Raw genomic sequence first — 14,849 nt, 5'->3', positions numbered from 1 at the left:
AATTAGCCTGCGCGAAGCAGCGTTTTCATTTTTTCATTACGGCAAAACTGGCGCTTCATCTCGACCACCAGCGCATTGCGTGACAGCACAATCATCACGCCGAACGCCAGCGCGCCTGCCGCGACCTGCACCGCAAGCAGCGCCGCCAGCGGCAGATGCCCGTTGAGCACCACGCCCAGGCCGTAGCTCACCGCAAGCGTCGGTAAGGAGAGATAGAACGGCAGCCACAGGCTGAGAATGTACTGACGGTAGCTGGAGCCCAGCACCGGTTTGATCATCACGAAGTAGCTCAGCACGGTATTGACGATTTGCACCAGCAGGAAGCCGAGCGTCACGCCAATGGCGCCCGCCGTGTGGCCGCCCACAATAATTGCCGGAATAAACAGGAAGGTTTTAAACACGTTGAACTTGAAGCTGATATCCACGCGCGCCTTCGCCATTAGCAGAGAACCAATCGGGTTCCCCACCGAGCGCAGCAGCCCCACGACGCACAGCAGTTGCAGGATCGGGATGATGCTGTTCCACTTCTCGCCAAACACCAGCGGTACGAAATTGCTGGCAACCACCATCAGCCCCAGCAGCACCGGGAAGTTGATGATCCCCACGACGGAGAGCAGCTTGTAAAAGTTCACGCGCAGCTTCTCGGTATCGTCCTGAATTTTGGCGAACGCCGGGAACAGCACGCGGGTAATGATAGGATTGAGCTTCATCGGCGGGACAACCGCGACGTTATACGCCAGGTTGTAGCCACCCGCGACGCTCGCGCCCAGAATGCGCGCCAGCACCAGCGTGGAAAGGTTAGTATTCACGTAGTTGATAATGCTGTCTGCCGTCAGCCACGCGCCGAAGCGCAGGTTGGATGAAACAGACGCCAGTGAAAAATGCAGCCCCGGGCGATAAATCTTACGGCCAAAGAAGCCAAACAGCAGCGTGCGCACGGCAGAGTTAACCAGGTAGCCGAGGATGGCGGTCATCGCCAGCGGCCAGAAATGGGCGCTGACCACTGTGAAGGTAAAGCCCGCCAGTACGGCGCTGGTTTCAATCATGCCGATTTTGTTGAACTCCAGCTCCTTTTGCATCAGCGCGCGGAACTGCTGCCCGTGCGGGATCACCACGAAAGCGAACGACAGGGTGCGCATCAGCGGCGCCAGGTCCGGGTTATGCAGCACGCCGGCAATCACATCGCTCAGCAGGAACACCAGCACAAAGACGAAGATACCCAGCCCGACGTTCAGCCAGTAGAGGGTGGTCAGCTCCAGATGGCTGATCTCTTTGCGCTGGATAATGGAGTTGGCGATACCAAAGTCCGACAGCGTATCGGCCAGGGCGATAATCACCAGCGAGACGGTCAGCAGACCAAACTGGTGGTTATCGATAATGCGCGCCAGCACCGTCATCTGCACCAGGCCGAGGCCAATGATGACGATGGTGGCCATGGCTGACCATTTCGCGCCGCTGATGGTTTTTTCTCGTAAGCTCATCTTAGTACGCCGCTTTGTTCACAAAGCCTTTGAAAATGGTCAGAAAAACAATCTTGATATCGAACCAGAGGCTCCACTCGCGGATGTACTCCAGATCGAACTCGATACGTTTTTCCATTTTTTCCAGCGTGTCGGTCTCGCCGCGCCAGCCGTTGATCTGCGCCCAGCCGGTGATGCCTGGCTTCACCTTATGGCGCAGCATGTAGCCTTCAATCAGGGTACGGTACTGCTCGTTATGGGCCACGGCGTGTGGACGAGGCCCGACGATGGACATCCCGCCGGTGAACACGTTGATGAACTGCGGCAGCTCATCGAGCGAGGTACGGCGCAGGAAGTTGCCCACGCGGGTGACGCGCGGATCGTTCTGCGTCGCCTGGGTCACCACCTTGTCGTTCTCCATCACCTTCATGGAGCGGAATTTCCACACCATGATCGGCTTACCGTCCATGCCGTAGCGGGTCTGACGGAAGATGATCGGCCCCGGCGAGCTGAGCTTCACCGCCAGCGCAATGCAGCACAGCACCGGGGAGATGAGCAGCAGGATCAGGGACGAAAGGACGATATCTTCCACGCGCTTCAGCACGCGGTTAATCCCCGACAGCGGCGTGTCGTACAGTGGAACAACCGGTACCCCGTTCACCTCTTCAATACGGGAGTGGAGAATATTGAAGGTGAATACATCCGGGATGAGGATCACCGAGCAGGTGGTATCCGCCAGCTCGCGCATCAGTTTCTTGATGCGGGATTCATCTTTCATCTGCATGGCGATGTAGACGTTATGAATTTTGCCGGCTTTCGCATCGTCAATAAGCTGTTCGTAGTTACCTGCCCAGTCGGACGGCACGCCGCCGGGCTTCGCGTCGTGATAAATCCCGACCACTTCAAAACCTAACCACGGCTCTTTGCGGAAGCTGTCGAGCAACACCTGTCCCACCGGCAGGTCGCCCGCCACGGCAACGAAGCGACGGTTATACCCACGGTTGCGCAGCCAGCCCGCGCCAAAGCGGATCAGCGAGCGGCAGACCACCATGCCAATGCTGGTTAACAGATACCAGCAGAGATAGGTCACAAGACGGTTATCAAAATCATGGCTGAACGCCACCAGGCCTGCGCTGAAAACCAGGCTTAAGGTCCAGTTCTGGAGCAGCAGCATCAGTTCGGTGGTCATTTTGACGCCGCGCCATGAACGATAAAAATCGGTCATGCCGCCGATCATCTGAAACACCACCAGCGCAATCAACGCCATCAGCAAGTGCATGTATAAGAACGACTGCCCGCTGACCCAACACACCGCCCACAGTCCGCCGACCATGATGGTGATATCAGAAAAACGCTGCACCATAGAGATTAACGATGCATTCGTTCTCGCTCGTTCGCGCTTTTTTAGATTTGTCATCGTTGTTCCTTTAGTTCTAAACCTTACCCCTCACCCTACCCCTCACCCCAAAGGGGAGAGGGAACTTGAACACCCTCTCCCCTCTGGGGAGAGGGCTGGGGTGAGGGGCAGTTTTTACTGATTCAACAGCGCCAGAATGTCCTTCGTTCGGGCTTCCATCAGCGCGGTATCGGCGCGGGACTCCACGTTCAGGCGCACCACCGGCTCGGTGTTGGAGGAGCGCAGGTTGAAGCGCCACTGCGGGAACGCCATGCTGATACCGTCGGTACGGTCAATCTCCAGCGCATGAATGGCAAAGTGGTGCTCTACGCGGGCAATGGCCTCAGCGGGCTGCGCCAGTTTGCTGTTGATCTCCCCGCTCGCCGGGAACGCCGCCATGCGGTCGCGCACCAGTTCGCCCAGGCTCTTCCCTTTCAGGCACAGCAGCTCAGTCACCAGCAGCCACGGGATCATCCCGCTGTCGCAGTAGGCAAAATCACGGAAATAGTGGTGGGCGCTCATCTCGCCGCCGTAGATGGCGTCTTCCTCACGCATACGCTCTTTGATAAACGCGTGGCCGGTTTTGGACATCACCGGCTCGCCGCCCGCGGCCTTCACCACGTCGACGGTGTTCCAGGAAAGACGCGGATCGTGAATGATTTTCGCCCCCGGGTTTTTCTCGAGGAACGCTTCCGCCAGCAGGCCAACGATGTAGTAGCCTTCGATAAACTGCCCTTTCTCGTCGAACAGGAAGCAGCGGTCGAAATCGCCGTCAAAGGCGATACCCATATCGGCGCCGTGCTCAATCACCGCGTTGCGGGTGTCGTCGCGGCACTCCGGCAGCAGCGGGTTAGGAATACCGTTCGGGAAGTTGCCGTCAGGCGTGTTGTGCACTTTGACGAAGGTCACCGGCACGTTCAGCGCCTTAAAGCGGGCTTCAAGTGCATCGACAACCGGGCCTGCCGCGCCGTTGCCGGAGTTAATCACCAGCTTCAGCGGTTTGAGGTTCGCCACGTTGATGTAGCCCAGAAGGTGGTCGATGTACTCTTTTTGCAGGTTAATCTGCTTATAGCTGCCGCGTGTGGCTTCATTCACCGGCGGGAAGTCGTTGGCCTCGGCCAGACGCTGCACGTCACGCAGGCCGGTGTCGCCGCTGATAGGACGCGCGCCCTTGCGCACCAGCTTCATGCCGTTGTAGTCCATCGGGTTATGGCTGGCCGTCACTTCGATACCGCCGTCCACGCCCAGGTGAAAGGTGGCAAAATAGATCTCTTCGGTACCGGAAAGGCCGATGTCCAGCACATCGACGCCCGCGTCCTGTAGCCCTTTCGCCAGCGCCAGCTTCAGGGAAACGCTTGTCAGACGCACGTCGCCGCCCAGCACGATAGTTTTTGGTTTCAGGTATTCGCCGTACGCGCGGCCGATGCGCCACGCAATGTCTTCGTTCAGCTCTTCGCCCAGCTTGCCGCGAATATCGTAGGCTTTAAAACAGGTTAATTTTTCCATGATGACCCCTTTTTCAGGCAACAGTTGGCCCTGACCATGTAATGGCCAAATTTATTTTTGTCATTCGTAGGCCCGGTAAGCGCAGCGCCACCGGGCATGATGCGGAGTGCTACACGCGCCCGTAGCGATCCTGGAAGCGGATGATGTCGTCCTCTTCCAGATAGGAGCCGGAACGCACCTCAATTAAGTCGAGCGGAATTTTCCCCGGGTTTTCCAGACAGTGCGTGGCGCCCAGCGGAATATAAATGGACTCGTTTTCACCGAGCAGCTTCACTTCACCGTCGATGGTCACTTTGGCGGTCCCCGCCACCACCACCCAGTGTTCGGCGCGGTGATGGTGCATCTGCACCGATAGCCCTTCTCCCGGCTTCACGGTGATGCGTTTCACCTGGTAACGCTCGCCGGCGTCGATGGAGTCATATTTGCCCCACGGGCGGTAGACTTCGCGGTGAATATGGTGTTCGTGGCGGCCATCGGCCTTGATCTGCTCCACCACTTTTTTAACGTCCTGCACGGCATTACGGTCGGCAATCAGCACCGCGTCTTTGGTCTGCACGACCACCAGATCCTTCACCCCTACCGTGGTGACGAGGCCAGATTCGGCGTAGACGTAGCTGTTTTCCGTTTTGTGGCTGATCACATCCCCGTGATGGACGTTACCCTCCGGGGTATGCGCGCTGATCTCCCACAGTGACGACCAGGAGCCGACGTCGCTCCAGCCCGCATCCATCGGTACCACTACCGCATCTGCCGTACGTTCCATTACCGCATAGTCAATGGACTCTTCCGGACAGGCGAGGAAGGCTTCTTCGTCCACGCGGATAAAATCGAGATCCGGATCCACCACCGCCATCGCTTTTTCGCAGGCGCGCAAGATATCCGGGCGATATTTTTCCAGCTCTTCCAGGTAGCGACCGGCGCGGAACAGGAACATACCGCTGTTCCAGTAGTATTCCCCGCTGGCCACGTACGCCTGCGCGGTTTCCAGATTCGGTTTTTCGACAAACTGCGCCACGTCAAAGGCCACGCTGTCGCCTTCACCAGGCGTAACGCTGCCGCGGCGAATGTAGCCATAGCCGGTTTCCGGGAGATCCGGCACGATGCCGAAGGTCACCAGCTTGCCGTTCTCAGCGTAAGGAATCGCGGCGCGTACCGCATCGCGGAAGGCCTCTTCCTGCTGGATGACGTGGTCAGCCGCCAGCACCAGCATCAGCGGGTCGCAGTCCGGGCTGCTGCGTTTTGCCGCCAGCGCCGCAAGGGCAATGGCAGGCGCCGTGTTGCGTCCGGCAGGCTCCAGAATGATATTTTCGGTCAGTTTGTTCAGCTGGCGCAGCTGCTCGGCAACGATAAAGCGGTGCTGTTCGTTACAGATCACCACCGGGCTTTCACACTCCACGCCGTGCAGACGGTTAACCGTCGTTTGCAGCATGGTGAGGTCGCCTTTCAGGCACAGAAATTGTTTTGGATAAAGCACGCGGGACAGTGGCCACAACCGGCTCCCGGATCCACCCGCCATTACGACCGGATACAAAGTGGTTTGACTCATGATTTATCCCCGTATATCTGCAATAAATTGGCTCAGCACGTTCTCTTTCTCGAGCGTGCGTTCGGCATATTCACGTGCCACCGTGTTCTCTTTTGGCATGGCGAGTGCCTGCTCAATTCCGGTCACCAGCGCAGGAACCGATTCCGGCTCCACGCAAACGGCAATGCCCGGGTAGCTGTTGCACAGCTGGCCTAATTCTGTTGCGGCTTCTGCCGTAATCACCGCGTTTCCGCCCACTGCCAGAATGTTTGTCAGCTTGGACGGCAGCACCGCATCCGCCGCGCCGCGTTTTTGCACCACCAGATGGCAATCCGCCATTTTCAGCAGCGCGGGCAGCGCGTCATAAGACTGAAGCGGGAAGAAGCGGATGTTGGTCAGTCCGCGCTCGCTGGCCATTTTTTCCAGCCGCGCTTTACCGCCGCCCTGCCCGACTATCACGAACATCCACGGGTGTTCGCTCAGCTGAAGCGCGGCGTCAATCACGCTCTCCAGCCCCTGTTTTTCGCCGATGTTGCCTGAGTAAAGAATGATTTTTTGCTCAGCAGGCAACCCGAGCTGCGCGCGTAACGCCTGCGCATCCTGGTCTGTCACATCGCGGAAGCGCGCCACTTCGGACCAGTTCGGAAAGAAGATCACTTTTTCCGCCGGGACGCCCTTCTCCTGCGCCTTGTTCATCATTGAGCGCGAAATGGTCGAGACGTAATCCACGTTGTGCAGACCGCTGCGCTCAAAGGCGCTGGCGAGCTTCGCCACCTTGCCGCCCTTGCCTTTCCCGGCCATCCCCAGCCCGAGCATGGCGTCCACTTCATAATCCTGAATGTGCAGCAGGGTGCGCGCGCCGGAGAGTTTGCCCAGCAGGCGCATGCCTGGCGTGCAGAACAGCGTCGGCACCACGCCGATGATGCGATCCGGCTTCCAGCGTCGCTGCGCCATCAGCGGGAAGAAACTGCTCAGGGCAAAGCTGCCCAGATGAATTAAACGTTTCAGCGTCGAGGGCTGTTTCGGCACGTAGAGCGGGCAGCGCCAGACGGTCGCGGCGCCTTCTTCGCGGCGGTAGCGCCAGCTGGAATAGCGTTCGCCTACCTTCCACTCCGGGTAATACGGCGGGGCAGTAATCACCCGCACGTCATGTCCCTGGCTCGCCATCCACTCGACCATCTCGCCGGTGTATTTCCCGATACCGGTAAGCTCCGGCGAGTAGTTAATTCCGTAGACGAGGATTTTCATAGACCTGGCACCTCGGCCTGACGTTCCGCAAGGAAGTACGCCCGACTGTTGTCATGGACGTTGTCGCTTGCCAGCAGCGCCTCTGGCGTTAACCAGCGGTAATCGTCATGCTGAGAATCAGGCAGACGCAGGTCTGCCTCACTCACCTTCAGGCGGAACCCCAGCACGATGTAGTGCGTGGTGAACCCGGTGCCTGAAAAGTTATCGTCATAGAAGTGCTGCCAGACCCCGTAAAACTGGCCCGCTGCCATCGGCAGTTGCAGGCCCAGTTCCGCCAGAGTGAGACGCTCAAACGCATCGGTAAGCGTCTCATCCTTCTGCACGCGCCCGCCGGGCACGAACCAGAAGCCCTGTGCAGGACGATTGGTTCGTTTCCCCAGCAAGAACTCGCCGCGTTCGTTCTCCACGATCAAATCAATTGAGATCAGCGGAGTGGAACGCACTACCGTGGCAAAATCTTCCTGACTTAAAAACATCATTACCCCCGGAAGCGGTGCTGGTTTTCCAGGAACCACTGGTAGGTGCTGGCCAGCCCCTGCTCCAGTGAGACCTCGTGATACCAGCCCAGCTGATGCAGACGGGTCACGTCCAGCAGCTTGCGCGGCGTGCCGTCCGGTTTGGTGGCGTCAAACACCACGCGTCCTTTGTAGCCCACCACCTGCGCGATGGTCTGCGCCAGCTCGCGAATGGTGCAGTCCACGCCGGTCCCGACGTTAATGTGCGACAGCATCGGCTCGGTGTTTTCCTGCCACACCTCGCGATCCAGCTCCATGACGTGAATGCTGGCCGCCGCCATGTCGTCCACGTGCAGGAACTCACGCATTGGCGTACCGCTGCCCCACACCACCACGTCCGGGGCGTTTTCGGCAGTCGCCTCGTGGAAACGACGCAGCAGCGCCGGGATCACGTGCGAATTGCTCGGGTGGAAGTTGTCGTGCGGTCCGTACAGGTTGGTCGGCATCACCGAGCGATAGTCGCGGTTATACTGACGGTTGTAGGATTCACACAGCTTGATCCCGGCAATTTTGGCAATCGCATACGGCTCGTTGGTGGCTTCAAGCGTGCCCTGCAACAGTTCGCTCTCGGCGATCGGCTGCTTCGCCATTTTCGGGTAGATACAGGATGAGCCGAGGAACAGCAGCTTATTCACGTTGTGCAGATGCGCCGCGTGAATGATGTTGCTCTCAATCATCATGTTCTCGTAGATGAAATCCGCCGGGTAGGTGTTGTTAGCGACAATGCCGCCCACCTTCGCCGCCGCCAGATACACCTGGTCGATACGTTCGCTGGCGAAGAAGTCCTGCACCGCAAGGCTATCAAGCAGGTTCAGCTCGTCGCGGGTGCGAACAATCACCTCAACGTCGCCGCGCTGTTCCAGCTGGCGAACAATCGCGGAACCCACCATTCCGCGATGACCGGCGACAAAAATACGTTGTTTTGTCATTCTCAGGACTCCAGCGCGATGGCAACCTCGTAGCCATGAGACTTGAGCAGGGAGTGTTTTTTCGCTGCTTCAAGATCTTTGGCCACCATCTCGGATACCATTTCTTGCAGGGTGGTTTCTGGTTTCCAGCCCAGCTTCTCGTGCGCTTTGGTTGGGTCGCCCAGCAGGGTTTCCACTTCAGCAGGACGGAAGTAACGCGGATCAACCTGGACAATCACGTCGCCTGGCTTCACGCCCGGTGCGTCGTGGCCGGTCACGGAAACAACGATACCCTTCTCTTCCACGCCGGTGCCTTCGAAGCGCAGCTTGATGCCCAGCTGTGCCGCAGCCATCTCAACGAACTGACGCACGGAGTACTGCACGCCGGTCGCGATCACGAAGTCTTCTGGCTGTTCCTGCTGCAACATCATCCACTGCATTTTCACGTAGTCTTTCGCATGGCCCCAGTCACGCAGGGAATCCATGTTGCCGAGGTGCAGGCAAGACTCCAGGCCCTGAGCGATGTTGGCGATCGCGCGGGTGATTTTGCGGGTCACGAAGGTTTCGCCGCGACGCGGAGATTCGTGGTTGAACAGAATGCCGTTACAGGCGTACATGCCGTAGGATTCACGGTAGTTCACGGTGATCCAGTAAGCGTACAGTTTCGCCACAGCGTACGGAGAACGTGGGTAGAACGGCGTGGTCTCTTTCTGCGGAATTTCCTGCACCAGACCGTACAGCTCAGAGGTAGATGCCTGGTAGAAGCGGGTTTTCTTCTCAAGACCAAGGAAGCGAATCGCTTCCAGCAGACGCAGCGTACCCATCGCATCCACGTCAGCGGTGTACTCCGGGGACTCGAAGGAAACCGCAACGTGGCTCATTGCCCCCAGGTTGTACACTTCATCCGGCTGTACTTCTTGCAGGATGCGGGTCAGGTTGGAGGTATCGGTCAGGTCGCCGTAGTGCAGATGGAATTTCGGGTTTGCCGCATGCGGATCCTGGTAAATGTGATCGACACGCTCGGTGTTGAATGAAGAGGCACGACGCTTAATACCGTGAACTTCATACCCTTTTTCCAGTAACAATTCTGCCAGGTAAGAACCATCTTGTCCGGTAACGCCGGTGATGAGAGCGACTTTAGACATGTTTATATTCCTCTGTACTTATCAAAGTTTTTCAGTTTCAACGCGTTCGCGTATCACCACTGCGGGGTTGCCACGGCAAATTTTATTTGCCGGAAGCGATTTAAAAACGCTGCTGCGGGCACCGACTACCGTGCCATCGCCAACAGAAACACCGGGTGCAACAAAGACGTCTGTTGCCAGCCAGCATTTTTCACCGATCACAACAGGCGAAGCGGTAATATCAAAATGCGGGCTCATAAAATCGTGGCTGCCGGTGCACAAATAACACTTCTGTGAAACCACCGAATTTGCGCCAATCGTAATCTCGCCAAGGGTATATAACACCGCGTCATCCCCAACCCAGGCGTAATCCCCAAGCGTTAATTTCCACGGATAAGTAATTTTCACCGAAGGTCGAATGACTACGTTTTTTCCTATTTTTGCGCCAAACAGACGCAGTAAAAATGCGCGCCAGCGGTACAGTATTTGCGGCGACCAGGCAAATAACGTTGCCTGTACAGCCCACCACAGTTGAACTTTAATACCGCTCCCGCCCCGAAAACCTTTCGGCACGGAGAATCCATTTAATTCCTGCATTACGTTTCCTTATATCTCAGGCTTTGTTATATAAGGCTTTCGCTTTACCCGTCGTTTTCAGACGTAAGAAATAAGATAATTCCGCCCAGAACCCCGGCACGCGTAATATTTTACGCTGCACGTTTTTGGCATCCTGGCACAGTTCCAGATTATTCGAGGTTGACACGCCACCCATTGAAAATTCAGATACCAGTCCTTTAATTCGACGGAACGGGTAGCCAGATTTGTACAGGCTGGCCGCCAGGGCATAATCTGATGACACTTTATAGCGCAAATCGTAAGGCTGTTTTTTCAGGCCGCTCATTGGGAAGAAAATAGCCTGATGGCTGGCCGGCAGGCTGTGGTAGATATACCAGCCTGGTTTCGCGCCGCGCAGCACTTTTTTCCCCTCGCCGAAATCAAGCAGCGCATCACCGATAAACATGGCATCTTCTTTCTGGCGCGCCAGCTGACGGGCAAACAGCGCCACATCTTCATGGAACACATCGCCGGAATTGAGGAAGATCGCGTAACGCCCCTGCGCCATGTTGATGCCTTTATTCATGGCATCGTAAATACCTTTATCTTTCTCGCTGATGTAACGTAAGTTGAACTCACCGTTGAGTTTTTCCAGGAACTCCGCCGTGCCGTCGTTCGAGCCGCCATCGACCACGATCCACTCAAAAGTGAGGCTCGGATCGCGCGCCAGGTTGCGCAGCGAGCGCCAGGTTTTTACCACCCCTTCGTAGTTACGAAAGGCGACAGTAATGACGCTAAGAAACATAAATCACCTCATTTCGTCATACGCTCGTAATATTCAGCGCTTTGCGCAAAATAAACGGACATACAATTAAGAATGCATATTCCGGGCTAAATATTGACCCGGTAAAAAACAACGACACCGGTGTGAACAGATAAAGTTGCACGCGAAAGTTCTGGTTATCACCAAACGCGTTAATCATCATTTTGAAAACTTTAAACAGATACCACAGTGTCAACAGTACGGCGAACCAGGAAAAATAGATAATTAACAGATACAGACCATTGTCTATGGTTTTACCGACATCCGCACCGTTAAAGATTCCGAATGATGCAACATATTCGTAAAGTGAGCCGAATCTTACTACGCCATCAATATGGGTTAAGGAATAACCCACCATCACCAGTGGACCAATGATGCGATAATAGGACGACGAACCTTCCGTTCCCAAATCACCCAGACGTTCAGAAATGTACGGAAACGCAAATATTACGCCCACTAAAAATACCGTCAGAGAGATTATCGCCAGCGGCAGTTTTTTCTTAATCGCCTCTTTGTTCAGGTACTGGAACGCCCACTCCAGCAGGTAAAACAGAATAAACGTCATTACCCCGGAGAACGACCCTGACAGAACGATTCCTGCAAGAATCATAGCATCGGTCTTGGGGGTTTTGATACCGAACTGTTTGATGCTGAGCCAAATTGAGATTAATGCCAGAGCAAAAAACGCCGGTTCAAAATAGAGCGCGGTTGTACGCTTGCCACCAAACTTAATGAAGTTCAGTACATAGCTGTTACTGTATATAAGATATTTCGAAATTATTTCCATCAGGCTACTGCCGCCTGTGAGAATAATTTGCGCCATCTCCATTGCCGCAAGCACAACAATCAGCCCGACGACAATATAAAAGAACCTGAGGATTTTCCTATAATTGTGCGGAGAAATAGTTTTAAAGCGAATACTCCACACCATGCCAATAATGATAACGATATAAACAAACAGCATGGTGGAGGTGACATATTTGCTGGCGTCCAGCGACTGACCAAAGATGTAGTTAAACGCCGTCAGACCAAACCCGATGCCCAGTGAAATCATCAGCTTTTTGAGGTTAAGCTTGTCAACGTAAAGCAACAGCAGAACCGGCAGGAAGGTGACGATAGTGATCGGGAAGCTTTCACCGAGCTGGGCAATCTTAACGTTGACCAGCAGGTAGATCAGCGGCAGCAGCAGATAACTACAGATTCTGATAGAACGAGACATACTCCTCCAGCATCTGTTGTCCACTGTACGCTTTGCGGCTACGGTTGCGGAACGATTCCAGGTCCGTGCCAAAAACAGCCTGCGCGATATCGGCCTTCGACAACTGCACCAGCGGCAGCACCTCATTTTCACTGAAGGTTTTACCGCCGGATTTCTCCAGCACTTCCCGCGCGGCGTCGCTGTGGGTGGCAATCACCGGTACGCCGATGGAGAGCGCTTCGCACAGGATCAGCGGGTAGTTGTCCACGCGGGAGCTGAACACCAGCGCGTCCATACCGTTCAGCGCGCTCATCAGTTTGCGCTTGTCGGTTTCAAACCCGTGGTTCACCACGTTAGCGCCATCAAACGGCGAGAATTTGCCAAAGGTATGCAGCTCAATTTTGTCGCCGAGCGCCATCATGTCGCGCACCAGCTGCTGGTTGGTTTTGCCGTCGTAGCGCAGGTCATGGGCGACGACCGCAATTTTCGGCTTACCGGGGGTAACGGCTACGGGCATCAGTTCGGCCAGGATCGCTTCCGTTGCCACATCAATACCGTTGTTGATGATCTGGCAGCGCCCTGCTCCGTACAGGCTATTAAAAGCGTCCGCCACGTGCTGGCTTGGGGAGATAAAGGTGCAGCCGAGCGAGAGCATATCGCGGAACAGCTGACGCTTACCCTCAACCAGCTGATGCGCGCGATCGACCTTCACCGGCGGGTAGTTGCTGAGCGTAGGGCATTTCTGGCAGTTATCTTTCCAGCCTTCGCAGCCGTCGGTAAAGGCGCAACGTCCGGTCACGCTCCAGTGGTCGTGCAGCGTCCAGACAAATCGGGTATCCGGCTTGTGCGCCTTCACCTTGCCACAAAACGCCACCACCTCTTCCAGATTCAGCCAGTAGCTGTGCAGCACGTGGAAGTGCAGCACAACCGGGCCGCGAGTACGGGTGACGGTGCGGTAGAGATTATTCAGGTTGCCGAACAGGTCGCGGTTAAACAGGCGGAACAGCGCAATATTGGCGATGGAGGTCAGACGTGGCGTCTGCTTCAGCACCTGCGGATAGTTATCATGGCTGACGCTTTTCTTGCCGCCTTTACCGTAACCGTAAACAAAGCGCGACTGGAGTCCTTTTTGCAGCGCGCGCTGGTGCAGATCCAGCGCTACGCCTGCCGCCCCGCCCTCTGCGAGGCGTACGTTAAATTGCAGAATGTTCATTTAATCACCTTCACGCGGGCTTTCTCGCCCACCACCAGCGCGTTGTCCGGAATGCTGTCCAGCACCACGCTGCCTGCGCCAATCGTCACGTTATTACCCACGGTAATGTCCCCGATCATCACCACGTTGGCGCCCAACTCGACGTTATTGCCAATCACCGGGCAAGCCAGGCTGTCTGGCCCGCGGTTGCCGATTGTCACCCCGTGGCGAATGGTGAAATCATCACCCGCGACGACGAACTTGTTGATGACCACCGCATAGCCGTGATGAATGGTAAAGCGGCGGCCAATGGTGGCAGCGGCCTGAATTTCATAGCCAAAAAAGCATTCGGTGATGATGCGGTACAGCACCAGCACCGGCGCGGCCCAGATATTGTTCAGCACATTTTTTTTGCGCCACACCGAGCAAAAGTGCGCAATACGGTAGGCCAGAACCATGCAGCACGGGCGCAGGCTCCAGCTGTTAGCGCGGCAATCTTCCAGAAACATTATTTCCCCCGAAGCCCGTCAGCCAGACGCTTGCCGTTACGTACCGACAGCAGCGTCAGCAGCGTGCGCCAGTTCATGCGCTTATTACGGATCTGATACAGGGTGAAGAGCTGATACTTCCGGCTGGCACGGTCAAACTTGTCCTTGTGCTTGCGGTAAAAATGGAAGTAGCCCGAGAATTTCTTCGGCGACGAGGTGATTTGCATCTCCCCGTGATTGATGTGCAGGATCTGCGTGGCCTCTTCCACCTTCCACGGCTCGCCGTACTCCACCACCATCCGCAGGAAGATGTCGTAATCCTGCGCGGCCTTCAGCTCGGTATCGAACAGGCACTCCTTAAAGCGCCATGCCCAGGTAAACACCTGATTGCCGATAATGTTGCGCTTGTAGAACAGGCGGCGGGAATACGGTGATTTCGGATACAGCGGCAGGCTGGCCGGCTGCGAATAGACCTCGCCCTGGCAAACATAGTCATTGGCATACAGAAACGCGTGGGTCACCAGCTGCGCTTTGTGCGACAGGAAGATTGACAGACGGTTTGGCGTCCATTCGTCATCGTCGTCGATACCGGTCAGATACTGCCCTTTCGCCTGCATAATCGCCTGGTTGCGCACCGCACACGCCCCGGAGTTGATGGCGTTGTGAGTGTACATCACGCGCGGGTCGTTCAGGTCTTCAACAAACTTTTGCAGTTGTTCGTAAGAGGAGGAACAGTCATCCACGATAATCAGTTCCCAGTTATCGTAATCCTGACGCAGGACCGATTTAATCGCGCGGATCGCCAGCTGCTGACGATTCCATGTCGGCATATAGATAGAAATCAAAGGGCGTTGTGTGGTCATGGTCTTCCCCTTATCCCTCACCCCGACCCTCTCCCGGAGGGAGAGGGA

The 14,849-nt window shown here is 56.0% G+C and carries 14 protein-coding genes; all 14 read right to left on the bottom strand.

Going from position 1 to position 14,849, the window contains the following annotated elements:
* Positions 1-2: 2 nt before the first annotated feature.
* The 14 genes from wzxC to wcaA all read right to left on the bottom strand — a co-directional run bounded on the left by wzxC (position 3) and on the right by wcaA (position 14,801).
* Entirely contained in the window at positions 3-1,481 is a 1,479-nt protein-coding gene (gene wzxC / locus O1722_RS08150) for a colanic acid undecaprenyl disphosphate flippase WzxC (RefSeq protein ID WP_033487316.1), read from the bottom strand.
* Position 1,482: 1 nt separating this feature from the next.
* A complete protein-coding gene (wcaJ, locus tag O1722_RS08145) occupies positions 1,483-2,877 on the bottom strand; it encodes an undecaprenyl-phosphate glucose phosphotransferase (protein WP_006811236.1) in 1,395 nt (464 codons plus the stop codon).
* A gap of 114 nt (positions 2,878-2,991) precedes the next feature.
* On the bottom strand, positions 2,992-4,362 hold the full coding sequence (cpsG, locus tag O1722_RS08140) for a colanic acid biosynthesis phosphomannomutase CpsG (protein WP_032671735.1): 1,371 nt from the start codon (positions 4,360-4,362) through the stop codon (positions 2,992-2,994).
* A gap of 109 nt (positions 4,363-4,471) precedes the next feature.
* Positions 4,472-5,908 (bottom strand): mannose-1-phosphate guanyltransferase, encoded by a 1,437-nt coding sequence (gene cpsB, locus O1722_RS08135; protein WP_017693088.1) that lies wholly within the window; start codon positions 5,906-5,908, stop codon positions 4,472-4,474.
* A 3-nt stretch (positions 5,909-5,911) separates the two neighbouring features.
* Positions 5,912-7,135 (bottom strand): colanic acid biosynthesis fucosyltransferase WcaI, encoded by a 1,224-nt coding sequence (gene wcaI / locus O1722_RS08130; protein WP_022651482.1) that lies wholly within the window; start codon positions 7,133-7,135, stop codon positions 5,912-5,914.
* Positions 7,132-7,611 (bottom strand): GDP-mannose mannosyl hydrolase, encoded by a 480-nt coding sequence (locus O1722_RS08125; protein WP_065186924.1) that lies wholly within the window; start codon positions 7,609-7,611, stop codon positions 7,132-7,134. The genes wcaI and O1722_RS08125 overlap by 4 nt, the downstream gene beginning before the upstream one ends.
* Before the next feature lie 2 nt (positions 7,612-7,613).
* Positions 7,614-8,579 carry a GDP-L-fucose synthase gene (fcl, locus tag O1722_RS08120; RefSeq protein ID WP_032671736.1) on the bottom strand — a complete coding sequence of 322 codons (966 nt, stop codon included), beginning with the start codon at positions 8,577-8,579 and terminating at the stop codon, positions 7,614-7,616.
* A gap of 2 nt (positions 8,580-8,581) precedes the next feature.
* The gene (gmd, locus tag O1722_RS08115) at positions 8,582-9,703 is read right to left on the bottom strand and encodes a GDP-mannose 4,6-dehydratase (protein WP_003863514.1); all 1,122 of its coding nucleotides are present in this window, start codon (positions 9,701-9,703) and stop codon (positions 8,582-8,584) included.
* Between the two features lie 21 nt (positions 9,704-9,724).
* Entirely contained in the window at positions 9,725-10,279 is a 555-nt protein-coding gene (wcaF, locus tag O1722_RS08110) for a colanic acid biosynthesis acetyltransferase WcaF (protein WP_015572376.1), read from the bottom strand.
* Between the two features lie 16 nt (positions 10,280-10,295).
* The gene (gene wcaE, locus O1722_RS08105) at positions 10,296-11,042 is read right to left on the bottom strand and encodes a colanic acid biosynthesis glycosyltransferase WcaE (RefSeq protein ID WP_003863510.1); all 747 of its coding nucleotides are present in this window, start codon (positions 11,040-11,042) and stop codon (positions 10,296-10,298) included.
* A gap of 16 nt (positions 11,043-11,058) precedes the next feature.
* A complete protein-coding gene (gene wcaD, locus O1722_RS08100; RefSeq protein ID WP_015572375.1) occupies positions 11,059-12,279 on the bottom strand; it encodes a colanic acid polymerase WcaD in 1,221 nt (406 codons plus the stop codon).
* Positions 12,254-13,471, bottom strand: a complete 1,218-nt coding sequence (wcaC, locus tag O1722_RS08095) for a colanic acid biosynthesis glycosyltransferase WcaC (RefSeq protein ID WP_032669515.1) — start codon at positions 13,469-13,471, stop codon at positions 12,254-12,256. Before wcaC ends, wcaD begins: the two co-directional genes overlap by 26 nt.
* The gene (gene wcaB / locus O1722_RS08090) at positions 13,468-13,959 is read right to left on the bottom strand and encodes a colanic acid biosynthesis acetyltransferase WcaB (protein WP_003863505.1); all 492 of its coding nucleotides are present in this window, start codon (positions 13,957-13,959) and stop codon (positions 13,468-13,470) included. The genes wcaC and wcaB overlap by 4 nt, the downstream gene beginning before the upstream one ends.
* Positions 13,959-14,801, bottom strand: coding sequence for a colanic acid biosynthesis glycosyltransferase WcaA (wcaA, locus tag O1722_RS08085; protein WP_017693085.1), 843 nt, complete (start codon positions 14,799-14,801; stop codon positions 13,959-13,961). The genes wcaB and wcaA overlap by 1 nt, the downstream gene beginning before the upstream one ends.
* Positions 14,802-14,849 lie beyond the last annotated feature (48 nt).

It is taken from the genome of Enterobacter cloacae complex sp. HYC003_NIDB (assembly GCF_056673375.1).
The sequence above is the reverse complement of the archived record's forward strand: the minus strand, read 5'-3'. Positions and strand labels throughout refer to the sequence as shown.